Here is a 24,238-nt window from a genome sequence, read left to right on the forward strand (position 1 = left end):
GTACGACGCTCAGCAGGACAGACTCACGTCCCGGCCAAAACTCATCGCTGCGGAGGGCGCCCTCGGCCACGTCGGGCCGGCCCGCTCAGCCCCGCGCCCCAGGAGGAAGCACAGCCGGGGCCGACGGGGCTGTCGGGGTGCGGGCGACGGTGTCGCCGTGGTGGCGGCAGCGGTCTTTGACGACGTGCTGGGCTTCGTTCAGGCCAGGGCCGGAGCCGCGGTCGGCGTCGAAGACCGTGCGGACCGCCCGTATGAAGGCGTCCAGGAGCACGTACCCGTCGACCTGCTCGCGGACGCCGGCCGGCGGCCGCTCTCCCACCGCTCGTGCATGACCGTGTCCCCCGTGCTCCCCCGACCGGCCCCACGGACCCGGGATCAGTAGCCCGGCTGCTTCGCCAACTGCTCGCGGTGCGCGGCGATCTCGGGCTGGTAGACCTGGGCGTCCCAGTCCTCGGGGGCGACCGGCGTCAGGGCGATCGAGACCGCGCTCTCGCCGACCCCGAACGCCTCCTGGACGGCGGCCGTCAGCTGCTCCACCAGGCGGGCCTGCTGCTCGGCGGTGAGGGGCTTCGGGAAGTGCTGGATGGTCACGTGGGGCATGGGAGCTTCCTTGTCTGTTGTTCGGCCGGGTCCGCCTCCGGTCGTGGTGCGGCCCGCAGGAGCGCTTTGACCAGCTCGTCAACGCCCGGGTCGCGCAGCATCCCGTAGTGGCCGGCCTCCAGGTGGACGACGGCGGGCGGGGCGGCCGTGCGGCCCTGGACGCGTTCGATGAAGGAGGGTTCGTCGCCCTGGGCCCGGAAGACCGTGACGGGCGCCGAGACCCGGCGGGCGGCCGGATCGATGTGATCGTAGGTGAATCCGTAGGTGCGGCGGACGACGGTCACCACCCGGCGGATCAGCCCGGGGTCAAGCTGCGGGAACCGGCGGTCGATGAAGCGCGCGAAGCTCTCCGCGTCGGTGGTCTCGCGCAGGCACTCCTTCAGGACCGGGCCGCTCACCGTGCTGCCGAAGACGGAGAAGAGCAGGGTGGTGAAGACGGGATCGGCGAAGTCGGCCACCGCCGCCGCCTGCCCGGGGGCGCCCGCCACCCGCGGCGAGCCCGGTGCCAGCATGAACAGCTGCTCCACCCGCTCCCCCGACTGCTCCAGCTGCCACGCCGTCTCGAAGGCGACCCGCGCGCCGAAGGAGTAGCCCCACAGCGTGTACGGACCCGCCGGCTGGACCTGCCGCAGCGCCGCGACATCGGCGGCGGCCATCTCCTCGATGGTCGGGAACGGCGTCTCGCCCTCGTTGATCCCGTACGACTGGACACCGTAGAAAGGGCGTTCCCCGGGCGCGCGGGCCGCGAGCAGCCGCAGATTCATCGTGAAGCCGCCGAGCCCCGGCCAGCAGAAGACCGGCGGCCCGTCGCCCCCGGCCCGTAGCGGCGCCAGCCGGGAGGCGGTGGCGGCGGCCCGGGCGCTCACCGCCTCGGCCAGCTTCGCCACCGTGGGCGCCTCGAACAGCACTTGGGGCGGCAGGCCGCAGCCGAACGCCTCGTTGATCCGCTTGACCAGCGCGACCGCGATCAGCGAATTCCCGCCGAGCTGGAAGAAGTCGTCGTGCACGGAGACGGAGTCCCGCCGCATCGCCGTGCCCCACAGGGCGCACAACCGCGCCTCGACCCGGTTGCGCGGCTCCACCACCGGACGCGTGCGGGCCGCCGCCTCGGCCACGTACCCCTGGAGGGCCTTGGTGTCGAGCTTGCCGTTAGGGGTGTGCGGCAGCCGGGGCAGGACGAGGATCTGGCCGGGGAGCATGAATTCGGGCAGGGAGGAGGCCAGGTCCTCCCTGATCAGCTCCGCCGGACCCCTCATGTGCACCTGGTCCTCATACATGCCCTCGTGGCTGATCTGCTCCTCGCTGACCTTGCCGCCGACGAAGAAGTACGAGGGCCCGGTGCGCTGGCCCGCCTCCCGCAGGATCGCCGCCATGCGCCTCGCGGCGGGCAGGTCGTGGCCCGCGCGGGAGCTGTAACCCGCGGACATGAAGCCCAGGTTGGCGTTGTTCATCATCAGGCGCTGCAGCTCGCGGCCCAGCTCCAGATAGCTCATCCGCTCCCCGCGCTGCCCGGCCGCGGGGCCGACGAGGGTGATGCCGAAGCCGGACCGCTCGTAGACCGCCTGGTTGATGGCGATCACATGCCGCTTGAGGACCAGCTGGTCGCTGATCCTGTGCAGGCCGCCGTCCCGGTAGCGGTACTGGCCGCTGGGCAGTCCTGCCCCGCTGCCGGGGTGGAACTGCACGTAGATGTCGGGGGACTCCCGCGAGCGCGCCGCCGTCCAGGGCGCCAGCGCGAAGGAGCCCAGGTAGTAGTCGCCCTCGGCGCAGCCCAGCCGGCGCGGCAGGCCGCTGTCGTACGCCGCCTCGGCCAGCGCGAGGCCGTGGGCGGGCAGCACCTCGTCGAACAGGCCGGCCATGTGGCCGGCCTCGATCTCCAGGACCTCCTGGATGTTCTTCTTGTACACCGGCTCGATCGCCGATCTGCGGCCGATGAAGTGCACCCGCGCCCGGGGCTGTGCGGACGCCTCGGCGCCGTGGACCAGCACCAGTTCGTGGTCGACCGGGTGGTAGTAGTAGCAGCCCGCCGCCAGGCCCGCGATCCCGGCCAGCTCCAGGTACAGCTGCGTCGCGTAGAGCGAGCCGGGCGAGGCGTAGGCGTACTTCGGCAGCAGGCGCTCCCCGCTGAGGTGCTGGCCGAAGTTCCGCAGCAGGCCGCCGAGTTCGGGCAGCGTCAGTTCCTCGGGGCGGCGTGATCCGGCGCCTTGTGCCGTGCGCCCGAGCGCCGCGAGGACGTCCGCCGCCGCGAGCTGGTCGCCCTCGTAGAAGCGGTACGTCTTGCGCGCGAAGGCCCGGCGGCGCTGCTCGGGGCCGGCGGCGGCGCCGGGCAGGCGTACGGCGGGCCGGCCCGACAGGTCGGCCGCGTCCCGCACGCCCGGGTTCGACAGCTGGGCCTTGACCTGGAGCTTGGACGACTTCGACACATGGTGGTCCGCGTGCTCGCCCTGGTCCATCAACGCGGCCTCGCGCGGGCTCAGTTCGATGCACGCCACCAGGTGCTGGGCGCCGGTGCGCGGGTCGGTGCGCAGCAGCACGGCGGCGTTCCTGACCCAGTCGTGGGCCTCGATGGCCAGCCGTATCTCGTCCAGCTCGATACGGAAGCCGCGCAGCTTGACCTGGTTGTCGGCCCGGCCGGCGAACTGGGCGGTGCCGTCGGGATTGAAGTGGGCCAGGTCGCCGGTGCGGTAGAGCCGTTCGTGGCCGGGCTCGGACGCGCCCGCAGCGGTGTTCGGTGGGAAGCGCTCGGCGGTGAGCAGCGGCTGGTGCAGATAGCCGCGGGCCAACTGGATCCCGCTGATGTGCAGTTCACCGGTCGCGCCCGGCGGCACGGGACGGCCCTCGGCGTCCAGGATGTGATAGCGCAGGCCGGTCACGGGCGTGCCGATCGGCAGGGCGCCGGGGCCTTCGCCGAGGGTGGCGGGATCGACGGTGTGGGCCGAGGTGTTGATGGTGCACTCGGTCGGGCCGTAGAGGTTGACCAGGGCGGCCCCCGGCAGCGCCGAGGTCAACTGCCCGGCGAGCGAACGGGACAGCGCCTCGCCGCCGCTGAAGAGGTGGGTGAGCGAGGTGCAGCGGTCGAGCGCGTCGGTGTCGACCAGGGCCTGCAGCAGGGTCGGCACGCACTGGAGGGTCGTGACGCCGTGGCGGACGACGGCCTCGATCAGGCGGGTGGGATCCCGGTGGATGCCGCCCGACCCGACCACCACCCGGCTGCCGTACGCGGGCGCCAGGATCTCCCACTGGGCTGCGTCGAAGCTGACCGGGGTCTTCTGGAGCACGGTCGTGCCCGCGCCGAGCCCGAAGGAGTTTGCGAGCCAGCGCATCTGGTGCGCGATGGAGCGGTGCTCGATCGTCACGCCCTTGGGCCTGCCGGTGCTGCCCGAGGTGTAGATGACGTACGCCAGATCCGCCGGGCGCGGGCCGCCGGGCAGATCGGCGGATTCCTCGTCGGACCGGCCCTTGGTGAAGTCCACGACGTCGTCGAGGGTGATGACGACGGTTTCCGCGCCGAGGAACTCCGCGACCCGGTGGCGCAGCGATTCCTGGGTGAGGACGACGGCTAATCGGGCATCGCGCACAATATGGTGAATGCGCTCTTCCGGATAGTCGGGCGAGAGCGGAAGATAGGCGCCGCCGGAGCGCAGAACGCCCCAGGCACCGATCATCAGATCCAGCGAGGGTTCGACGAAGATCCCCACGCCCGCGTCCGCGCCGACGCCGAGGCGGTACAGGTAACGTGCCACGTCCGCGGCCTGGTCGGCCAGTTCGCGGAAGGTGAGCGACTCGCCCTCGTGGACCACGGCGATGTCGCCGGGGCGGGCGAGCGCCTGCGAATCCAGCAGTTCCGGCAGGCATGTTCCAGCGGCGTCCAGGCTCTTCATCAACGTACCCCCGTATTCGGATGGGGCCTCGACCTCGCGCTCGAACGTACGGATTCGCGCCGGGCCGCGCGCCGCGGGGGACCCCCGCAATCAGTGCAGTGCGGCAACCCGAACCATGGGCGGCGTGGCCATCGCGCACGCGGAGCGGCAGGTTTTGGGCGAGCACGTGCCCACCGCAGCGCACGGAAACCCGGGACGCGTGTCGAGCCGAAGTGATCCGGAGGGCCCCGTGACCGAACCAACCACCGGCCGTGTCGTCGGCTCGCTCGACGAACTCGTGGGCAATACGCCGATGCTGCGGCTGCGGCTGCCCGGGCTGCCCGCCGGCGCGCGCGTGCTGGCCAAGCTGGAGGCGGCCAACCCGCTGTCCAGCATCAAGGACCGGGCCGCCCTGTTCATGCTGCGCGCCGCCGAGGAATCGGGGGCGCTGCTGCCCGGCGGGACGGTCATCGAGTCCACCTCGGGCAACACCGGTATCGCGCTTGCCGCGCTGGCCGCCGCCCGCGGCTACGCCTGCCGGATCGTGCTGCCCGACAACGCCTCGCGGGAGCGCCTGCTGACCTTGCGGATGCTGGGCGCCGAGGTCGAGTTCACCGACCACACCCTCGGCTTCGCCGCCTGTGTGGAGCGGGCGGAGAAGCTGCACGCCGAGACCGACGGGTCCTGGTACGCGGGCCAGCACCTGAACGCGGACAACGTCCGCGCCCACTACGAGACGACCGGCCCGGAGATCTGGCGGGACACCGGCGGCCGGGTCGACCACCTGGTGTGCGGCGTCGGCACCGGCGGCACCCTGACCGGTATCGCGCACTACCTCAGGGAGCGCAATCCCCGGCTGAACGTCGTGGCGGTCGAGCCCGCGGGCTCGCCACTGCTGTCGGGCGGCGCGCCGGGACCGCACCGCATCCCCGGTCTGAACGGCGGATTCACCAGCCCGGTCACGGATGTCGCGGCCATCGACGAGGTGATCGTCGTCGCGGACGAGGACGCCGCGGCCACCACCCGCGCCATCGCAGCCGCCACCGGGCTGCTGGTCGGCGTCTCCTCGGGCGCCGCCGCCCACGGCTGCGTGGAATTGGCGCGCCGGCACGACCTGGCCGGGGCCACCGTCGCCACCGTCTTCCCCGACACCGGGGAGCGCTACCTCAGCTGGTGGCCCGACGCCGGGGAGAGCCCGGCCGCGGTCGGCGCGGCGCTGCGGCCGGCCGGATGAGCAGGGTGCGGGCCTCGCCCTCGCTGCGCCGGCGGATCGGGGAGACCCTCGATGTCATCGTGGCCCGCGACCCGTCGGTCCGGTCGCGCGCCGAGGCGCTGCTGCACCCGACCGTGCTGACCCTGCTGGGCTACCGCACCGGCAACTTCCTCTACCGGCACCGCCGTTACCTCATCGCCCGCCTGGTGTGCACCGCCACCAAGGTCCTCACCGGAGGCATCGACATCCACCCGGGCGCGCGGATCGGCCGGCGGTTCTTCGTCGACCACGGCAGCGGGGTGGTGGTCGGCGAGACCGCCGTGATCGGCGACGACGTATCGCTCTTCCACCAGGTCACGCTGGGCTCCTTCGGCTGGTGGCACGAGCAGGAGCACGCCCGGCGGGGCGCCCGCCGCCATCCCCGGCTCGGCAACGGCGTCACCGTCGGCGCGGGGGCGACCTTGCTCGGGCCGATCACCGTCAGCGACGATGCACTGATCGGTGCGATGTCCCTGGTGCTCAGCGATGTGGCCAAGGGGGTGCATGTACGCGCCCCGGAGGCGGTCGCCGGCCATGCGCCGGCCCTGGCACCTCAGGACAGCCCGCGCACGGAACCGCAGCCTCCACACCGGAACGGATCGGAACGCACCCATGAATCCTGAGCGTTCGCTGCTGCTCGTCGGCGCCACCGACGAAACAGTGGCCAAGGCCAAGCAGTTGGGCCTGTACGTCCTGCTGCTCCAGCACCCCACCAAGGTCAGCGCCGAGCAGGAACGCCTCGCCGACCTGCTGGAGGTGGTCGACTACACCCGCTGGGACCTGGTGGAGCCGATAGCCGAGCGGCTCCGGGACACCCCCGGTTTCGCCGCCGCCACCTCGATCACCGAGCCGGGCCTGGAGAACGCGGCCCGTATCAACGACCTGTTCGCCCTGGGCGGCACCGGCTACGAGGTCACCCGGCGCTTCCGCGACAAGGCGGCCATGCGCGAGCACCTGGCCGGGCTCGACCCCGACGCGGTCCGCGCCCGGCCGCTGCGCGGGCGCGCGGACCTGGACGCCTTCGGCGAGCGCGTCGGCTACCCCTTCATCGTCAAGCCGACCGACGCCACCGCCAGCATCGGGGTGCAGCGCCTCGACGGTCCCGCCGACGCCGACCGGGTCTGGGCCGAGGTGCGGCGGCTGTCGGGCACCAGGACCGACCGGGTCTCGACGCTGATGCTGCTCCAGGACTTCCTGATGGAGGAGTATCTCGACGGCCCCGAATACAGCGTGGAGTCCTTCAGTTCCGCCGGGCGCCATGTGGTCATCGCCGTCACCGAGAAATTCACCGACCCCGCGCACTTCGCCGAACTGGGGCACGCGGTTCCCGCCCGGCTCGGCGCGGCGGTCGAGGAGCGGGTACGCGCGGCCGTCACCGGCTTCCTCGACCGGCTCGGCGTCGGGGACGGCGTCTGCCACACCGAGGTGCGCGTCGGCGCCCGCGGCCCCCGCGTCGTCGAGAGCCAGAACCGGATCGCCGGCGACGCCATCACCGACCTGGTGCACAGCGTCTACGGCATCGACACCATCAAGCTCGCCCTCGGCGCGCCCTTCGGCCTGGCCGAGAAGCTGCCCGACCGGCCGGAGGCGCACGGCGGGGCCGCCGTACGGTCGGTGGTCGGCCGGCCGGGCGACACCGTGGAGTCGGTGGACGGTGTGGCCGAGGCGCAGGCGCTCGCCGACGTGCTCGCGGTACGTATCAGCGCCAAGCCCGGGGAGACGGTGCGCCCGCTGCGGGACAACTGGGACCGCCTCGGCCTGGTCGCGGTGACCGGCGAGGACACCACCGCGGCGATCCGGCGCGGCGCCGAGGTCATCGGCGGTGTGGTGCAGGTCAGGGTGAAGGACCCCGACGGCCGGCCGGGCCTGGCCGAGGCGGCGCCGGTCAGCGACCGGACGGTGATGCCGGCATGAGCGTCCTGATCCTGCACCGCAACGCCTTCGCCGCCTTCCCCTACCGCCGGTGGCTGGACGGCGACGCCCCCGGCCTGGACGGCGGTACGCCGTACGCCGGGGACATCGTCGTCCTCGCCGCCCGCGACAAGATCGAGCTGGCCGGCGAGGAGGTCCCGGGCGAGCGCGACCACGACGTCACCCGCCTCGAACTCTTCGACACCCTCGACGACGAGGCGGTGCCGGCCCGCGCGCTCGCCCTCGCCGAGGAGTACGGAGTCACGCACGTCATCGCCCACCACGAGGCGGACGTCGTCCTGGCCGCCCGGCTGCGCGAGCGCCTCGGCCTGGACGGGGCGTGGAGCGCCGACATCACGCCCTTCCGCGACAAGGCCCTGATGAAGCGGCTGGCCCGGCGGGCCGGTATCGAGGTCGCCCCGCACGCCGTCCCCGCCACCGCCGCCCAGGCCCGCGACTTCGCAGGCCTGCACAGCTTACCCGTGGTGCTCAAGGACCGGGCCGGCTACAACTCCATCGGCCTGCGGATCATCGCCGAACGCGACGAGCTGGAGCTGCGGCTCGCCGAGGCCTACCAGGACGGCGCGCGGGACGACCTGCTCATCGAGTCCTACGTGCCCGGGCGGATGTGCCACGTCGACGGGCTGGTGGTGGACGGCCGCACGGTGGCCGCCTGGCCGTCCCAGTACCAGTACGACCTGGCCTCCTTCGGGGCCGACCCCGGTCCGCGGGTGGACCTGACCCTGGACGTGGACGATCCGCTCACCCCGCGGCTGCTCGCACTGGCCGAGGAGACCCTGGTCGCGCTCAAGCCCGAGGGCTCCCGGCTGCGCACCCACGCCTTCCACGCGGAGGTCTTCCACACCCCCGACGACCGCCTGGTGCTGTGCGAGATCGCCGGCCGGTCGGGCGGCGCGAAGATCAGGGAGGTCTTCGAGACCCTCTTCGGAATCCAGCTCGCCGTGCAGGTGACCCGCGCGGAGGCCGGCCTCCCGCTGCCCGCGGTCGAGGGCGCCGCGGACGACGCGGGCCGCCTGCGGCCGCGCTGCATGTCGGGGCAGGTGCTCACGATGAAGCGGCCGGGACTGGTGCGCTCGCTGCCCGCCGTGCCCGACGAGGACTGGGTCAAGGGCTTCTGGCTCTTCGCCGAGGAGGGCCAGGTGATCGCCCCGGCCGCGGGCTCCGCCGACTTCCTCACCGCGGCGGTGGGTTCGGCCCCGACCCGTACCGAGTGCGAACGCCGGCTGCGCGCCCTGGGCGCCCGGGTCATCGCCGGGACGACGATCGTGGCGCCCACCGGGACCAGCGCCCTGGCGGAGGCGCGATGAGGCGGCGGCTGTCGTCCGTGCGCTCGACGTACATGCTGGGCATGGTCGTCGACGCGACCGGCAGCGGCATGTACGTCCCCCTGTCGCTGCTCTACTTCCACCACGTGACCGGTCTGTCGCTCACCCGGGTCGGTGTCATCGTGACGACCGCCTCGGTGATCGGCCTGGTCAGCAACCCGGTCGCCGGCATCCTCATCGACCGCTTCAGCGCCCGCGCCGTACTGGTGGGGGGATACGTGCTGCGCGCCGCGGCCTTCTGCACGTATCCGCTGGTCCACAACGGCGTGGTCATGTTCGCGGTGGTGCTGCCGGTCGCCCTCGGCGACACCTCCTACCCGCCGGCCATCCAGTCCTTCGTGGCGGAGATCGTGCGGGGCACCGAGCGGGACAAGCTGCTCGCCCTGCAGCGCAGCCTGCGCAATGCGGGGCTGGGCGTGGGCGGCCTGATCGCCGGCGCGGCCCTCGCCATCGGCGACTCCGGCTACTACGTCGTCGTGCTCGGGGCCGCCGCCGGCTATCTGCTGTCGGCCGGGCTGCTCAGCACGATCCGACCCAGTGCCCCGGCGCAGCCGGCCGGCGGCCGGGTCTCCCGCAAGGGCGGCTACCGGATGGTGGCGCGCAACCGCCCCTTCCTCGGCCTGACGCTGCTGAACATCCCGACGGCCTTCGGCTACATGGTGCTGTCGGTGGCCCTCCCGGTGTACCTCACCCGCAACCTGGACGCGCCCGTCTCGCTGGTGGGCTTCCTCTACGCGGTCAACACGGTCGGCATCGCGCTGTTCCAGATCCCGGTCAGCCGGGTCGTCGTCCGCTACCGCAGGACGCGTGCGGTGGCGCTCGGCGCGAGCATCTTCGCGCTGTCCTTCGGCACCTTCGCGGTGCTCGGCCGCCTGTCGACCGGGGCCGCGCTGGCCGTGGGGGTCTTCACCGCGACCGCCGCCTTCACCGTGGGCGAGCTGCTGCACGGCGCCACGGCCTCCGCGCTGGTGGCCCAGGCCGCGCCGGAGGAGACCCGCGGCCGTCATCTCGCGGTCTACCAGCTGTCGTGGGCGGTGCCCATCGCGCTCGCGCCGACGGTGCTCACCGGCCTGCTGTCGGTGTCGGCCACCGGGATGTGGCTGCTGCTGGCCGCGGCCACGGCGGCCTCCGCGCTGGGTGTGCTGCGCCTTGAGCGCACCCTGCCCGCCGCCGCGGTGCATCCGGTGCTGCCCGGGGCGGCACCGGCCCTGTCCACGACCGGATCGACCAGAAAGGTGGCGTGACCGCCATGGGGATGTCCAGCTGGCGCGTGCTCGGCGAAGAGGACCCCGAATTCACGGAGGAGGAGGTCGCGGGACAAAGCGGCCTGGTCAGCCAGCTGCGTCCGCTGATAGCGGAGTTGAGCAAGCCCGGCGACCTGGTGTTCGATCCGTTCGCGGGCTGGGGCACCACGCTGGTGGCCTGCGCGGCCGAGCGGCGGCTCGGGGTCGGCATCGAGATCAACCCGTCCCGGGCGGAGGAGGCGCGGCAGCGCGTCGCGCGCTATCCGGAGCAGCGCATGCTCTGCGGCGACGCCCGCAGGCCCCCGCTCGACCCGGACACCGTGGACCTGGTCCTGTGCGACCTGCCGTACTTCGGCACCGACCTGGACCTCGAATCGCCCGACCCGGGCCAGATGTACGCGCTGCGCGACTACGACGTCTATCTGGCGGCGCTCGACGAGATCTTCGCGGCCGTCGCCCGGGTGATGCGGCCGGGCGCCTACGCGGTGGTCGCCGTGCAGAACCGGCGGATCGCAGACCGGTTCGTCCCGCTGGCCTGGGATGCCTCGCGGGTGCTCGGCCGCCATCTGACCCTGGGGGACGAGCGCGTCCACCTGTACGACTGGCCGGTCAAGGACGAGGACGACCCGATGCGGACGAACCGTTCGCACGAGTATCTGCTGATGGCCCGGAAGTGACCCGGCCCAGCGCGTACACGTCCGTCCCGGGCGGGTAGTCCGGCAGGGGCTCGGCCGGTGCGGGGCGCGCGGCGGCGTACTCGCTGCGCGCCATCCGGTAGCCGAGCTGGAAGCGGTGCTGGGCGCCGTACTGCTCGCGCAGCGAGGCGATGTGCCCCTGCACGGACCGCAGGCTCATGCCGAGGCGGCGGGCGATCGCCTTGTCGGAGCGGCCCTCGACCAGCAGTGCCTTGATGGCCTGCCGCATGTCGGGCACGACCTCGCCGGCGGCGTCCGCGGCCCGCACCGGACGGAAGGGGAAGCGCTCGGCCCGTACCCAGGCCCGCTCGAAGACGTCGCTGAGGAAGGCGACGACGGCGCGGTCCTGGATCAGCGCGGCGCTGTGGCGGTGTTCGCCGCCGGGGATGAAGGCGACCTCGGCGTCGACGATGATCAGCCGGTCGAAGAACTCAGGGAGGGTGCGCACCTGCCCGCCGTACGCCAGGACCTGCTGCACGTACTTCTTAGCGGGCTCGGAGAAGCGGGCGCTGTGCTGGAAGAGCGTCCGCATGGCGACCCCGCGCGTCAGCGGGTCCCGGACCGCCGCCAGGGCCTCGTGCAGGGTGGCTCCGGGGCCGGGTCCGTCCGGCTGGGCCGTGAGGATCTCGTGCTTCGCGCGCCATAACGCCTCGTTGATCGCGTCCTGGACCGCTGCCTGGCCGTCGAGGTGGCGGATACGGCCGGACGCCTCGGCGGTCCCGGCGCCGGCGCCTTCGGCGAGGACGAGCTGGCCCGCGGTTTCGATGGCGTAGCGCTCAAGGCTGCTGAGGGTGTCGGCGATCCGGAGCAGGGACTGCAGCGGTAAGTTCGGAGGGGGCAGGGTCTCCGGCGTCGGTGTACTGCCTGCGCTCATGAAAATCTTCCTTTCCATGGACTCGACCTGGGCACGGCGCCAGGGCCGCTGGTGCGGGCGCGCCAGCGGCCGGTCGTGAGCCGGGCGCAGGAGAGCACGTCGGGAGTTCTTCCGGCTTCCGCGGGGCGTGCGGTGCCCACCGGGCTCGCGGCGCGGCAGGGCGCCGGCGCCCGGTGGCGGGCAGGCGGGACGGCGGTGCGGTCGGGACGGCCCGCCCGGGGGTGATCCGGCTAGCGGTGCGCGCCCGGCCGGCGGCCACCGGGCAATTGATCAGCGGTCGAATACCGGCGCCGGAGGAGATCGACTCGATCCTCGGGCCCTCGACGGCCTTTCACGGGCTTTGGTTCCGGCCGACATCGACGCACACGCATATGATTCCCCCGTTTCGCGAAACCCCGGCGCCCCCGCGGCCGACTGCTGTGCGGCGGCCAAATGCGGTCGGGCACCGTACCCGCAGGCCTCGCCCCTTCCAGATCCCTCGTGAACGTTCAAGAAGTCTGCAATACAAGTGACGAACACTCAAGGGATTCCGGATCACAACTCTGGGCCGCCCGGCGGAATGCGGGGCTCAGTGCCAGGTCGCGGCGGTCCTACGGCGGCGCGGGTCGCGGCGGGTGGCCGGGGGGCCGTCGGACAATTCAGGACGGTCCCTTGCGGCGGACACCCCGGCAAGGGATCTTGAAACGACGGCCGGATGACGGGCGGTGCGGACGGATTCAGGGCACATGCCCCGGTAAAGTCCCCGCCGGCGGCGAATCCGGCGGCGGGATTTCCCGCGGCCCGCGGCACGGTCATTTCTGCCGGGCCGCACGGGGAATTGCCTGTTCGTAGGCCCCTTCGCCCTGTGCGGGTGAAGGGGCCACGGGCTTTCCCGGGGTGCCGGGCCGGATCAGACGGGGGCGGCGGCCGGCCAGAGGGCGTCGATGGACTTCTCGGCGGCGGCGAGGCTCTCGTCGGCCAGCGGGATCAGGTCGGACATGGCCGGGTTGACCTTGGCCAGGGTCAGTTCCGCGGTGATGAAGCGCGGGGTCAGGCCGGTCAGGGCGACGCCGTGCGGCAGCCACTGCTCGGCGTGGTCCCAGCCCTCGCGGGGCGTGCCGGGGGCGTAGCCGCCACCGCGGGAGAGGAGAACGATGAAGTCGCGGCCGCCGAGCAGGCCCTCGCGGGTCTCCGGGTCGACGGACAGGCCGACGGCGATCAGGTGGTCGACCCAGGACTTCACGGCGCTGGGCGGGCCGAAGTTGTAGACGGGCAGGCCGAGCAGCACGGTGTCGGCCGCCAGCACCTCGCCGACGACCTCCTCGCTCAGCGCCCAGGCGGCGGCCTGCGCCGGGGTGCGGTCGGCGGCCGGCACGGATCCGGCGTGGGCGGTGCTCGCGACGACGTGCGGCAGCGGGTTCTCGCCCAGGTCGCGGTAGGTGACGGTGCCCTCGGGGTGGGCGGCGCGCCAGGCCGCGGCGGCGCGGGCGGTGAGCCGGCGGCTGGTCGAGTTGGCGCCCTGGATGCTGGAGTCTATGTGTAGCAGGTGAGGCATCTCATTGACCTTTCGTTATTGGTTTGCATAACACCAACGATTTATACCACGACATGTTTCCTGCGTGTCCGGATAGACTGGACGGATGGCCTCCCTGCCCGTGCTGAACCAGCCGCCGAGGCGGTCGGGCGCGCTGCTCGACAACCTGGCCCGGCGGATGCGCCTGCACGCCGAATCCGTGCTGGAGCCGCTCGGGCTGCGCCCGCGGCATCTCGTGACGCTGACCGTGCTGCGGGACCGCGAGGGAAGCACGCAGCAGGCGCTCGCGACGACGCTGATGATGGACCGGGCGACGGTGGTCGGACTGCTCAACGATCTTGAGGCGGACGCCCTCGTGGAGCGGCAGCGCTCGCCCGAGGACCGCAGGCGGCACATCGTGCGGCTGACCGACCGCGGCGCCACGCTGCTCGCGAGGGCGGAGTTCGCGCTCGCGGCGGTGGAGGACGAGGTGCTGTGCGCGCTGGACGACAAGCAGCGGGCCACTCTCTACGACCTGCTGCTGCTCGCCGCGTCCGGGACGGTGCCGGACTGCGGGGCCGCCGCGGTACAGGCGGCGCCCGACGAGGCCTGCGACCCGATGGCCCACGGGGCCTGCCTCCCCGCGCCGCAGCAGCCGGCGCGGGACTGACCCGGGCGGCCCGGACTCCCGGACCCGGCGCCCGGCGTGAGCCGATCGTGCGGCCCGCCTGTTCCCGGCGCCGGTGCGACACAATCGGGGCGTGGTGTTCGGCATCCTCGGCGCGACGCGGGCTCTGGGCACGGACGGCGCCGAGCTGGCGCTGGGCGGGCCGCGGCGGCGCGCGCTGCTCGCCCTGCTGCTGAACGCCGACCGGACGGTGAGCGGCGAGCGGCTGATCGACGGGCTCTACGGGGAGCATCTGCCGGCCGGGGCCGGCAACGCCGTGCAGTCCGTGCAGTCCCAGGTCGCCCGGCTGCGCCAGGTGCTGCCGGTGCGATCGAGGGGCACCCGGCGGGCTAACGGCTGGTCGTCGCCCCCGACCAGGTCGACGCGCACCGCTTCCAGCGGCTCGGCGCCGAGGGCCGCGAGGCCCTGCTCGGCGGTGAACCGGCGCCGGCCGCCCGGCTGCTGCGGGAGGCGCTGGCCCTGTGGCGCGGCCCCGCGCTGGGCGACGTCGGCGACGCCCCGTTCGCTGCCGCCCGGGTCGCACGCCTGGAGGAACTGCGGACCGGCGCCGTCGAGGACCGCGACGAGGCCGACCCCGCCCTCGGGCGGCACCGCTCGCTGGTCGCCGAACTCGGTGAGCTGGTGGCGGCCCACCCACTGCGGGAACGGCTCCGCGGCCAGCTGATGCGGGCGCTGTACGGCAGCGGGCGCCAGGGAGGCCCTGGCCGCGTACGAGGCGGCCCGGCGGGAACTGGCGGACTCTCTCGGCGCCGGCCCGGGGCCCGAACTCGCCGCCGTCCACCTGGCCGTCCTGCGGGGCGAGCCGATGGCGGGGCCGCGGGATGTTCCACGTGAAACCGGAACCGGCGGGTGATCCTGGTGGCGGGCGGCCGGCCTGACGGCACGCCAGGCCGGCGCGGCGCGCGAGTCGGTCAGCGGCGGCGTCGGGACCGGCCGGCACCTGCCGGGCGCCCTCGGGCGGCAGGTCGCCGACGCCGCCGGGCGGGCGTTCACCGGCAGCCTGCACACCACGACGCTGATCGGGGGGACGCTATTGGTGTTGGGCGCCGTCGCCGCGCTGATCACCCTCAGGGATGTGCCAGCGGTGCTGGGCGAGCCCGAGCCGGGCCCGGCGCCGGCGGCGGGCCGACCGGTGCGGGGCCGCGGGGTCAGTTGTCGTCGCGGCGCGGGTTGTCCTCCTCGTATCGGGTGGCCTCGACCTCGGGGTCGGAGCCGGGGGAGCCGTCGACGTGGTCGATGTGGGCGCCGTTGCCGTTCACCGAGGCGGGAGTGCCGTCCAGCGGGTCGACCACCGTCAGGGTGCTGGTGCTGCTGATCCGTTCGACGGCCTCGTCCGCGTCCGTCGGCTCGGTCGGCTCCACCAGCCAGTCGGGGTTGGCCTGCTTGCTCCACCAGCGCCAGGCCGCGAAGGCGGCGCCGCCGACCAGGCCGGCCACCACCACACCGCGGAAGACCCGGCCGGTGCGCTGCCGGCGGACCCGCCTGCGGACCAGCCGGTCGATGTCCGCGGCCGTCACCTGGCCGCGCAGCGCGTGCAGGGCGGCGGCGCCGCGCAGCACCGCCTCGTTGGTCACCGGCACCGCGACGGCCCGGGTCGCCGCGACCGCGGAACCCACCTTCGGCGCGGTGAAGTCGGCCGCCGTCCTGGCGGTGTCCCGGGTCCGCCGGGCGGCGGTCTCCACAGCTTCCGCGGCCTTCGGCGGCACGGCCGCCCACGCCTGGCCACGGGCCTGCCGCACCTGGGCGGCGAGCTTGGCGTCGTACGTCTGCTTGGCAAGCGCGCCGGCGTGCTGCGCGTACGTACCGGCCTGTTGTGCGTAACGCGCGGCCTCGTCCTTGGCCGTGCTCGCGTACGGCGCAGCGGCCTCCGCGGCATGCCGCACACTGTCCTTCGTGATGTCGGCCGCGTTGCGCACGCTGTCGATGCGGGTCACAGGAACCTCCTCCTCGGTGGCGTACGTTTTCCGCCTGTCCACCCGGTTTGAAATCATGCCCGGCCGCGCGACGCACGGCATGTGCGGACGGGCATACGGGTCACTCGGCCAGGCCGCCGCGCAGCCCGTTCTGACGGAGAACGGGGGAAGCCCGCACGCCTGCTCGGGGCGTGCAAGGATTTGGCCCTGTCAGCGAAGACTATGGAAGGTAGACCGTGGCCGAGCAGCTCTACGCCACCCTGAAGACGACCCACGGCGACATCGTGGTCCGGCTGCTGCCGAATCATGCGCCCAAGACGGTGGCCAACTTCGTCGGCCTCGCCGAGGGCACCCGCGAGTGGACCGATCCGCGGACCGGCAAGGCATCCCATGACAAGCTCTACGACGGTACGGTCTTCCACCGGGTCATCTCCGGCTTCATGATCCAGGGCGGCGACCCGCTGGGGAACGGAACCGGCGGCCCCGGTTACGAGTTCGCCGACGAGTTCCACCCGGACCTGGCCTTCGACAAGCCCTACCTGCTGGCGATGGCCAACGCGGGACCGGCCACCAACGGCTCGCAGTTCTTCATCACGGTCGCCCCCACCACCTGGCTGACCCGTAAGCACACCATCTTCGGCGAGGTCGCGGACGACGCCAGCAAGAAGGTGGTGGACGGGATCATCAACAGCCCCGCCAATCCGCGGACCGACCGGCCGCTTGAGGACGTCGTGATCGAATCGGTCGTCGTGGAGAAGCAGGCCTGACGTACCCTTCGGGAACATCGCGCCCCGCCCGCACGTCCAAGTGGGCGGGGCGCTCGCGCGTCTCGGAGCGCTGTGACCAGGGGAGTGCGTTCATGGACCAGGCGGTCTGCTGCTACCGGCATCCGGACCGGGAGACCGGCATACGCTGCACCCGGTGCGACAAGCCCATCTGCCCGGAGTGCATGGTCAGTGCCTCGGTCGGCTTCCAGTGCCCGGACTGCGTCCGGCAGGGGTCGGGGCACACGCCCCGGCCGCGGACGGTGGCCGGCGGGGTGGTGGCGCACGACCCGATCCTGATCACCAAGATCCTCATCGCGCTGAACGTCGCGGTCTTCGCGCTGGAGCTGGCGGTCGGCGACCGGGTGGTGCAGGACCTGAGCCTGTACGCGGCCTGCACCCCCAAGATGTTCGGCCCGCAGCACTGCGTCGGGGTCGCCGACGGCGAGTGGTACCGGGTGATCACCTCGGCCTTCCTGCACGACCGGGGAAACTACGGCCACATCGTCTTCAACATGCTGTCGCTGTGGTGGATCGGCGGCCCGCTGGAGCGGCTGCTCGGCCGCAGCCGCTACATCGTGATCTATCTGCTCTCCGCGCTGGCCGGCAGCGCCGCTGTGCTGCTGATCACACCGGACGCGCTGACGCTGGGCGCGTCCGGGGCGATCTTCGGACTGTTCGGCGCGACGGCGGTCTTCATGCGGCGGCTGCGCTACGACATGCGGCCGATCCTGATCCTGCTGGTGCTGAACATCGTGTTCAGCTTCACCTGGCCCAATGTCAGCTGGCAGGCGCACCTGGGCGGGCTGGTGGCGGGCACCGCGGTCGCCACGGCCATGGCGTACGCACCGCGGGAGCGGCGGGACGTCGTGCAGTGGGGGACGGCCGCCGGTGTGCTGGTGCTGACCGTGGTGCTCACGGTGATCGCTGTGGCGCAGGTCACGTCCTGAGGGCCGTGACCGCTGGCGTTGATCACACGTTATCCACAGCGGGTAGGGGATCCTGTGCAAGTTGTGCACAACCCGCGTGAACGCCTGTGCGGCTGGTCACTGATCCGGGTTGTCCCGGTTTTCCCGGCAAGATCAGTCCAGTTCGGTGTCCGGACAGCAAACGACCGGTGGCCGACGGTCCCGGCCACCGGTCGTACCGGCGTCAACCTCGTAGAGGTTATCCACAGATCTTCCGACCTTTTCCCCACTGTGGATAACTGTGTGGACAACTACTTCCACTGGGTCGAGACGACGAACCCGCCGGCGATGAAGCCGAAGCCCACCACGATGTTCCAGTTGCCGAACGCGTCCACCGGCAGGCTGCCCTGGGTGACGTAGAACAGCACGATCCAGGCGAGGCCGACGATGAAGAACGCCAGCATCAGCGGGGCCACCCAACTGCGGCCGCCCAGTTTTATGGCGGTGGCGGCCTTCGCCGGGGGCGGGGTGAAGTCGGCCTTCTTGCGGATCCGTGACTTCGGCACGAGGGAGTCTCCTGTCGATGCGCTGCGTAACCGCGCGGATGGTGCGGGGCGGTCCTGGCGGGTAATGGGGTGGCAGTCCGGTGCAGGCGAGGAGCACTGCCGCCGCCGGGCGTCCGTTAGCGTAGTGCTTCCTCAGGTTGTAAGGAGACAGCGTACGGTGGCGACGGATTCCGGTGGAAGCGCACCCACCCCCTCCCCACGTGCTGTCACCCGCACCGTAGCGCTGCGAGTGCTCAGTGCGGGAGTCTTCGCACTGGCAGGACTGATCTTCTGGATGAGTTTCGACACCGCCAAGGGCGTGGACATCCGCAGTGACGACCCGCTGCCGAAGCTCTCCGACACCATTCGCACCAAGAACACCCGTAATGGCCAACTGGAGAACCAGCTGACCGGCGTCCGGGACGACGTCGACCGGCTGACCCGGCAGGGCAGCGGCCTGAGCGCCGCCGAGCAGGCCGCGATCGACGCGCTGGCCAGGACGGCGGGCACCGACCCGCTCACCGGTCCCTCGATCGAGGTCACCCTCAACGACGCCCCGCCCAACGCCACCGCCCTGGTCCCCGGCGTCCCCGACCCGCAGCCCAACGACCTGGTGATCCACCAGCAGGACCTGCAGGCCGTCGTCAACGCGCTGTGGCAGGGCGGCGCCAAGGGCATCCGGGTGATGGACCAGCGGCTGATCTCCACCAGCGCGGTCCGCTGCGTCGGCAACACCCTCATCCTGCAGGGCCGCGTCTACTCGCCGCCGTACCGGATCACCGCCGTGGGTGACCAGGCGAAACTGCGGCAGGGGCTCAACAACAGCCCGGCGATCCAGAACTATCTGCAGTACGTGGCCGCGTACGGCCTCGGCTGGAAGGTCACCGCGGCCAAGTCCGTCACCCTTCCCGGCTACACCGGCTCGACCGTTCTCCACTATGCGCAGCCTGTGGGCCGGCCGTGAGAACCGGCCGGTCGGCGGCCTGCGGGAGGGCGGACGCCGACGTGAAGCCATGACGAAGCTTTGTCCGGCTACCAACCCACTCCGGGGGATCTCCCCTTACTCTGTTCCGGGGAGCCGGAAGGAAAGGGACCGCATGTACGGCTGGATCTGGCGGCATCTGCCGGGCAACGCATGGATGAGGGCGCTGACCGCCCTCGCGCTGGCCCTGATCGTCGTCTACGTCCTCTTCCAGTACGTGTTCCCGTGGGCGGAGCCGCTGCTGCCGTTCAATGACGTGACTGTCGACAATGGGATGGCCGCCGTCCGATGAGCGCACGCATTCTCGTGGTCGACAACTACGACAGCTTCGTCTTCAACCTCGTGCAGTACCTCTACCAGCTCGGCGCCGAGTGCGAGGTGCTGCGCAACGACGAGGTGCAGCCCGCGCACGCGCAGGACGGCTTCGACGGGGTGCTGCTCTCCCCCGGTCCCGGCACCCCGGAAGAGGCGGGGGTGTGCGTCGACATGGTGCGGCACTGCGCGTCGACGGCCGTGCCGGTCTTCGGCGTGTGCCTGGGGGTGCAGTCCATCGCGGTGGCCTACGGCGGCGTCGTCGACCGGGCGCCGGAGCTGCTGCACGGCAAGACCTCACTGGTGACCCACGAAGGCGTCGGCGTCTTCGCCGGGCTGCCGACCCCTTTCACCGCCACGCGTTACCACTCGCTCGCCGTGGAGGGCAGCACCCTTCCGGATGAGCTGCAGGTCACCGCGTGGACGGAGAACGGCATCATCATGGGGCTCCGGCACCGGGACGCGGCCGTCGAGGGTGTGCAGTTCCACCCCGAGTCGGTGCTCACCGAATGGGGGCACAAGATGCTGGCGAACTGGCTCGCCGAGTGCGGTGACGACGCCGCCCCGGGCCGCTCGCACGGACTCGCACCGGTCGTCGGGAGGGCGGGGGTGTGACCACGCTCCGCCCGGAGCGCCCCGCGGACGGCCCGATGTCGTACGAGGACACCGGGCAGTTCAAAGCTGTCGTGGAGCGGCTGGACGACCCCCTGAACGACCCGCTGCCCGGCCGCCCCCCGGCGGTGCGGGACGAACCGGAGCAGCCGCTCCCCGAGCCGGACTTCCCGGAGCCGGGTCTTCCCGCGCCGGACTTCACCGGGCCGGACTTCCCGGAGCCCGCCTTTCCCGCGCCGCCTCTTCCCGGGACGTCCGCCGCCGGGCCTGCGGCGGCTCCCCCGTGGGGCCGCGCCCCGGAGCGCGACGAGCCCGCGGCGCGCGTGCGGGAGGAGCCAGGGCCGCCCGTCGCGGAGCCGCCCTTCCCCGGGCCGCCCGTCGCCGATATGGCGCAGACCGCACGGATGCCCGTCGTGGTCGAGCCGGACCCGCCCGCGCAGGACGTCGGGCCGGACGCGGCCGTACCGCCGCCGCTCGCGCCGCCGGGGCCGCCGCCGGACGGGGGCAGGGCCGCCAGGCGCAAGGCCGCGCGGCAGGGCGGCGGTGGTGGTCACCGGGCCGGGGGGCGCGGGGCGAGCGGGCCCGCGCACGGCCCCGGTACGCCCCAGGAGGCGTCCTCAGCGCCGCTGAGCCGGGTGGAGGCCCGGCGGGCCGCCAAGGCCGCCAAGGACAGCCCCGCGGTCGTCGCGAGCCGGATCGTCGGCGAGCTGTTCATCACCACCGGCGTCCTGATGCTGCTCTTCGTCACCTATCAGCTGTGGTGGACCAACGTCCGCGCCCACCAGCAGGCCAACGGCGCCGCGAACAACCTCCGCCACCAGTGGGACAGCGCCTCCACCGACCCCGACCGGGTGCCCGGCACCTTCTCGCCCGGCCAGGGCTTCGCGATCATGTACATCCCCAAGCTGGACGTCAAGGCGCCCATCGCGCAGGGCATCTCGAAGCACAATGTGCTCGACAAGGGCATGATCGGCCACTACGACGGCGAGCTGAACACGGCGATGCCCTGGGACAAGACCGGCAACTTCGCGGTCGCCGCCCACCGCAACACCCACGGCGAGCCCTTCCGCTACATCAACCACCTGGTGGCCGGCGACAAGGTGGTGGTCGAGACGGCGAGCGACTACTACACCTACGAGGTCACCAGCGAGCTGCCCTCCACCCCGCCGTCCAACACCAGCGTGCTCAAGCCGATCCCGGTCGGCTCCGGCTTCACCGCGCCCGGCCGCTACCTCACCCTCACCACCTGCACGCCCGAATTCACCAGCACCAACCGGCTGATCGTGTGGGGCAAGCTGATCGAGGAACGGCCGCGCAGCAAGGGCAAGCCCGACGCGCTCGTCGGTGACTGACGGATCCGCCGAGCCCCCTGCCACCGCCACGAGGAGCGTCCCCCGACGTGCCATCAGACGTGTCATCAGACGTGCCGCTGCCCGACGTGCCACCGCCGGACGCGAAGCCGGACGCAGCGCCGAACGCGGATCCGGACGCGCAGCCGACCGGCGTGACGGCCGGCAGACCCGTCCGGCGGGGCGGCGCCGCCCGCGTCATCAGTGTCGTCGGCGAGCTGCTGATCACCGCCGGGGTCGTACTGGCCCTCTTCGTCGTCTACTCGCTGTGGTGGACCAACGTGGTGGCCGACCGGCACGCGGCCAGGGCCGCCGACAAGGTGCGCCGGCAGTGGTCGCAAGGGTCGCAGGGAGCGCCCGCGCGCGGCCTCGACACCAAGGACGGCATCGGCTTCCTGCACGTCCCGGCGATGGGCAGGAACTACGAGGTGCTGGTCAAGAAGGGCACCGCGACCGACGTGCTCAACGAGGGCGTCGCCGGCTACTACACCGACCCCACCCCCGCGGCCATGCCCTGGGATCCGGCCGGCAACTTCACCCTCGCCGCCCACCGCGACGGCCACGGCGCGAAGTTCCACAACATCAACAAGATCCACGACGGCGATCCGGTGGTCTTCGAGTCCAAGGACACCTGGTACGTCTACAAGGTCTACAAGGTCCTCGACCAGACCTCGAAGTACGACGTCGCCGTGGCCGACCAGGTCCCCAAGGAGTCCGGCCGGAACAAGCCGGGACGCTACATCACCCTGACGACCTGCACCCCGGTCTACACCTCGCGCTACCGCTACGTCGTGTGGGGCGAGCTGGTCCGCACCCAGAAGGTCGACGCGCAAAGAACGCCGCCGCCCGAACTGCGATAGTCCGGACGGCGGCGTTCACGGCGGGTGCCGTGCCGGGCTAGTGGCCTCCGCCACCGGGTCCTGTGGCGGTCTGCACCTGGATCTGCTGGCCCTGGGTCAGCGGGGAGCCCTGGGTCGGGTTGCTGGCGATGACCCACGCGTTGCCGTCCTCGGGGCCGCCGTTCACCACCACGATGGACAGGCCGAGGTTCATCCCGTTCAGCTGGTTGCGTACGTCGTTGAGCCGGTGGAACTGCACGTTGGGCATCGTCTGGCCCTGCGGCGGGTTCTGCGACTGATCGGGTCCTGTGGAGATGACCAGGTTGATCCGGTCGTCCTTGGCCGCCTTGCTGCCGCCCTGCGGGGTCTGGCTGATGACGGTGCCGGACGGGAAGTTCGGGTCCTGGGACGACTGCGAGGTCGTGTGGACGTTGGTGAAGCCGTCGTTGCTCAGCTGGTCCAGCGCGCCCTGCTTCGGGAAGCGGGTCAGGTCCGGGACGTCGATCTGCTCGGGCTGGACCGCGACCTTGAGGGTGATCACCGTGCCCTTGGGCTGCTTGGTGTCGGCCGCCGGGCTCTGGCTCAGGACGGTGTTCTCGTCCTTGGTGGTGGAGACCTGGTCCTCGCGCTTCACGGTGAAGCCGGCGCTGGTCAGCTCCTGCTGCGCCGCGTCATAGGTGTCGTTCTTCACGTCGGGCACCGCGATCGGTGCCGGGCCCTTCGACAGGACGACGGTGACCGTCTTGTTGGACGGGATCGCGGTGTCGGCGGCCGGGGTCTGCGTGCAGATCATGTCCTTCTCGACGCCCTCGCAGAAGGCGGGCGTGCCCTTGACCAGGGTGATGTCCACGTTCTGCGCGGTGGTCTGGGCCTCGGCGTAGGACTTGCTGACGAAGTTCGGCACCTTGGCGTCGGCTCCCGCGCCGCCGCCGTCGAAGACCGCCTTGCCCAGGAAGATCGCACCGACCAGCACCAGGACGCCGGCCACGACCAGCAGCACGGTGGACGTACTGCCGCCCTTCTTCTGCCGGCGGCGGTCGGGGCGGTCGTCGTAGCCGTAGCCGCCGTCGTCGTCGCGGGACGGCGGCAGCATCGAGGTGTGCGGGTCGGACTGCTGGGGCAGGGCGGTGGTGGGGGAGTTGTCGGCGTAACCGTGCGGGTAGCCGTAGCCCGCCGCGCCCATGGCGACGGCCGCGGCAACGGGCTGGCCGTCCAGCGCCGCCTCGACGTCGGCGCGCATCTCGTCGGCCGACTGGTAGCGGTAGTCCGGGTCCTTGGTCAGCGCCTTGAGGACGATGGCGTCCATCGCCGGGGTGACCTCGGGGTCGTAGACCGACGGCGGCTGCGGGTCCTCGCGTACGTGCTGGTAGGCCACCGCGACCGGGGAGTCGCCGATGAAGGGCGGGCGTACGGTCAGCAGCTCGTAGAGCAGGCAGCCGGCGGAGTACAGGTCGGAGCGGGCGTCGACCTGCTCGCCCTTGGCCTGCTCGGGCGACAGGTACTGCGCGGTGCCGATGACGGCCGCGGTCTGCGTCATGGTCATGCCGGAGTCGCCCATAGCGCGGGCGATGCCGAAGTCCATGACCTTGACCTGGCCCGTGCGGGTCAGCATCACGTTGGCCGGCTTGATGTCGCGGTGGACGATGCCCGCCCGGTGGCTGTACTCCAGCGCCTGGAGGATGCCGACGGTCATCTCCAGTGCCCGGTCGGGCAGCAGCTTGCGTCCGGAGTGCAGCAGCTCGCGCAGGGTGGAGCCGTCGACGTACTCCATCACGATGTACGGGATCGAGATGCCGTCGACGTAGTCCTCGCCGGTGTCGTAGACAGCGACGATCGAGGGGTGGTTGAGCGAGGCGGCCGACTGGGCCTCCCGGCGGAAGCGGGCTTGGAAGGACGGGTCGCGGGCAAGATCCACCCGCAGCGTCTTCACAGCGACGGTACGGCCGAGGCGGGTGTCGTGCGCGATATACACCTCGGCCATGCCACCGCGGCCGAGCACCGAGCCCAGCTCGTACCGGCCGCCGAGGCGACGCGGCTCTTCCATAGCTCTGC

The 24,238-nt window shown here is 72.1% G+C and carries 22 protein-coding genes and 1 pseudogene; 15 read left to right on the top strand and 8 right to left on the bottom strand.

Annotated features, from left to right (window positions below; translation table 11 throughout):
- Positions 1-85 precede the first annotated feature (85 nt).
- The 3 genes from V7E46_RS00395 to V7E46_RS00405 are packed head-to-tail and all read right to left on the bottom strand — an operon-like array spanning position 86 to position 4,481.
- Positions 86-319, bottom strand: coding sequence for a hypothetical protein (locus V7E46_RS00395; protein WP_333766507.1), 234 nt, complete (start codon positions 317-319; stop codon positions 86-88).
- 56 nt (positions 320-375) lie between these two features.
- Positions 376-600, bottom strand: a complete 225-nt coding sequence (locus tag V7E46_RS00400; protein ID WP_329176900.1) for a tautomerase family protein — start codon at positions 598-600, stop codon at positions 376-378.
- Complete coding sequence (locus tag V7E46_RS00405) at positions 588-4,481, bottom strand: amino acid adenylation domain-containing protein (RefSeq protein ID WP_333766508.1); 3,894 nt, start codon at positions 4,479-4,481, stop codon at positions 588-590. Before V7E46_RS00405 ends, V7E46_RS00400 begins: the two co-directional genes overlap by 13 nt.
- 229 nt (positions 4,482-4,710) lie before the next feature.
- Between V7E46_RS00405 and V7E46_RS00410 the strand changes: the two genes are divergently transcribed.
- Genes V7E46_RS00410 through V7E46_RS00435 form a run of 6 tightly spaced genes read left to right on the top strand, consistent with a single transcriptional unit; the run spans position 4,711 to position 10,890 of the window.
- Positions 4,711-5,694 carry a PLP-dependent cysteine synthase family protein gene (locus V7E46_RS00410; RefSeq protein WP_333766510.1) on the top strand — a complete coding sequence of 328 codons (984 nt, stop codon included), beginning with the start codon at positions 4,711-4,713 and terminating at the stop codon, positions 5,692-5,694.
- Complete coding sequence (locus V7E46_RS00415) at positions 5,691-6,335, top strand: serine O-acetyltransferase (RefSeq protein ID WP_333766511.1); 645 nt, start codon at positions 5,691-5,693, stop codon at positions 6,333-6,335. Before V7E46_RS00410 ends, V7E46_RS00415 begins: the two co-directional genes overlap by 4 nt.
- Positions 6,325-7,626, top strand: coding sequence for an ATP-grasp domain-containing protein (locus V7E46_RS00420; protein WP_333766512.1), 1,302 nt, complete (start codon positions 6,325-6,327; stop codon positions 7,624-7,626). The genes V7E46_RS00415 and V7E46_RS00420 overlap by 11 nt, the downstream gene beginning before the upstream one ends.
- Entirely contained in the window at positions 7,623-8,951 is a 1,329-nt protein-coding gene (locus V7E46_RS00425; protein WP_333766513.1) for an ATP-grasp domain-containing protein, read from the top strand. The genes V7E46_RS00420 and V7E46_RS00425 overlap by 4 nt, the downstream gene beginning before the upstream one ends.
- On the top strand, positions 8,948-10,213 hold the full coding sequence (locus V7E46_RS00430) for an MFS transporter (RefSeq protein ID WP_333766514.1): 1,266 nt from the start codon (positions 8,948-8,950) through the stop codon (positions 10,211-10,213). The genes V7E46_RS00425 and V7E46_RS00430 overlap by 4 nt, the downstream gene beginning before the upstream one ends.
- Before the next feature lie 5 nt (positions 10,214-10,218).
- The gene (locus V7E46_RS00435; RefSeq protein ID WP_333766515.1) at positions 10,219-10,890 is read left to right on the top strand and encodes a TRM11 family SAM-dependent methyltransferase; all 672 of its coding nucleotides are present in this window, start codon (positions 10,219-10,221) and stop codon (positions 10,888-10,890) included.
- Here V7E46_RS00435 and V7E46_RS00440 read toward each other — a convergent pair.
- Together V7E46_RS00440 and V7E46_RS00445 are read right to left on the bottom strand one after the other, a co-directional pair.
- Positions 10,823-11,782 (bottom strand): LuxR family transcriptional regulator, encoded by a 960-nt coding sequence (locus V7E46_RS00440; protein WP_333766516.1) that lies wholly within the window; start codon positions 11,780-11,782, stop codon positions 10,823-10,825. The two genes, V7E46_RS00435 and V7E46_RS00440, sit on opposite strands and share 68 nt — an antisense overlap.
- An 889-nt stretch (positions 11,783-12,671) precedes the next feature.
- A complete protein-coding gene (locus V7E46_RS00445) occupies positions 12,672-13,316 on the bottom strand; it encodes an FMN-dependent NADH-azoreductase (protein WP_333766517.1) in 645 nt (214 codons plus the stop codon).
- Between the two features lie 85 nt (positions 13,317-13,401).
- Here V7E46_RS00445 and V7E46_RS00450 point away from each other — a divergent pair, with 85 nt between their 5' ends.
- Both V7E46_RS00450 and V7E46_RS00455 read left to right on the top strand, forming a co-directional pair.
- A complete protein-coding gene (locus V7E46_RS00450) occupies positions 13,402-13,944 on the top strand; it encodes a MarR family winged helix-turn-helix transcriptional regulator (protein ID WP_333766518.1) in 543 nt (180 codons plus the stop codon).
- Between the two features lie 423 nt (positions 13,945-14,367).
- Positions 14,368-14,815 (top strand): annotated as a pseudogene (locus V7E46_RS00455) (AfsR/SARP family transcriptional regulator).
- 295 nt (positions 14,816-15,110) lie between these two features.
- On the opposite strand, the gene V7E46_RS00460 reads toward V7E46_RS00455, so the two are convergent.
- Positions 15,111-15,896: a DUF5324 family protein gene (locus tag V7E46_RS00460; RefSeq protein WP_333766519.1), complete on the bottom strand. Its 786-nt coding sequence runs from the start codon at positions 15,894-15,896 to the stop codon at positions 15,111-15,113.
- 215 nt (positions 15,897-16,111) lie between these two features.
- Here V7E46_RS00460 and V7E46_RS00465 point away from each other — a divergent pair, with 215 nt between their 5' ends.
- Both V7E46_RS00465 and V7E46_RS00470 read left to right on the top strand, forming a co-directional pair.
- A complete protein-coding gene (locus V7E46_RS00465) occupies positions 16,112-16,642 on the top strand; it encodes a peptidylprolyl isomerase (RefSeq protein WP_329176882.1) in 531 nt (176 codons plus the stop codon).
- 92 nt (positions 16,643-16,734) lie between these two features.
- Positions 16,735-17,589: a rhomboid family intramembrane serine protease gene (locus V7E46_RS00470; protein ID WP_333766520.1), complete on the top strand. Its 855-nt coding sequence runs from the start codon at positions 16,735-16,737 to the stop codon at positions 17,587-17,589.
- Positions 17,590-17,858: 269 nt separating this feature from the next.
- Here V7E46_RS00470 and crgA read toward each other — a convergent pair whose 3' ends face one another.
- Entirely contained in the window at positions 17,859-18,113 is a 255-nt protein-coding gene (crgA, locus tag V7E46_RS00475) for a cell division protein CrgA (RefSeq protein WP_033175597.1), read from the bottom strand.
- A 229-nt stretch (positions 18,114-18,342) separates the two neighbouring features.
- Here crgA and V7E46_RS00480 point away from each other — a divergent pair, with 229 nt between their 5' ends.
- From V7E46_RS00480 to V7E46_RS00500, 5 genes are all read left to right on the top strand, one after another.
- Positions 18,343-19,056: a DUF881 domain-containing protein gene (locus V7E46_RS00480; protein ID WP_443053916.1), complete on the top strand. Its 714-nt coding sequence runs from the start codon at positions 18,343-18,345 to the stop codon at positions 19,054-19,056.
- Positions 19,057-19,189: 133 nt separating this feature from the next.
- Entirely contained in the window at positions 19,190-19,366 is a 177-nt protein-coding gene (locus V7E46_RS00485; RefSeq protein ID WP_329176879.1) for a hypothetical protein, read from the top strand.
- On the top strand, positions 19,363-20,001 hold the full coding sequence (locus tag V7E46_RS00490; RefSeq protein ID WP_333766521.1) for an aminodeoxychorismate/anthranilate synthase component II: 639 nt from the start codon (positions 19,363-19,365) through the stop codon (positions 19,999-20,001). Before V7E46_RS00485 ends, V7E46_RS00490 begins: the two co-directional genes overlap by 4 nt.
- Positions 19,998-21,350, top strand: coding sequence for a class E sortase (locus V7E46_RS00495; protein ID WP_443053917.1), 1,353 nt, complete (start codon positions 19,998-20,000; stop codon positions 21,348-21,350). The genes V7E46_RS00490 and V7E46_RS00495 overlap by 4 nt, the downstream gene beginning before the upstream one ends.
- Before the next feature lie 152 nt (positions 21,351-21,502).
- Positions 21,503-22,207: a class E sortase gene (locus V7E46_RS00500; RefSeq protein ID WP_333766592.1), complete on the top strand. Its 705-nt coding sequence runs from the start codon at positions 21,503-21,505 to the stop codon at positions 22,205-22,207.
- A 37-nt stretch (positions 22,208-22,244) separates the two neighbouring features.
- Here the strand turns inward: V7E46_RS00500 and pknB are convergent, their stop codons facing one another.
- Positions 22,245-24,230 carry a Stk1 family PASTA domain-containing Ser/Thr kinase gene (pknB, locus tag V7E46_RS00505; protein WP_333766522.1) on the bottom strand — a complete coding sequence of 662 codons (1,986 nt, stop codon included), beginning with the start codon at positions 24,228-24,230 and terminating at the stop codon, positions 22,245-22,247.
- Between the last annotated feature and the right edge of the window lie 8 nt (positions 24,231-24,238).

The organism is Streptomyces sp. IBSBF 2435 (assembly GCF_036815005.1).
In the GTDB taxonomy this organism is placed as follows: Bacteria; Actinomycetota; Actinomycetes; order Streptomycetales; family Streptomycetaceae; genus Actinacidiphila.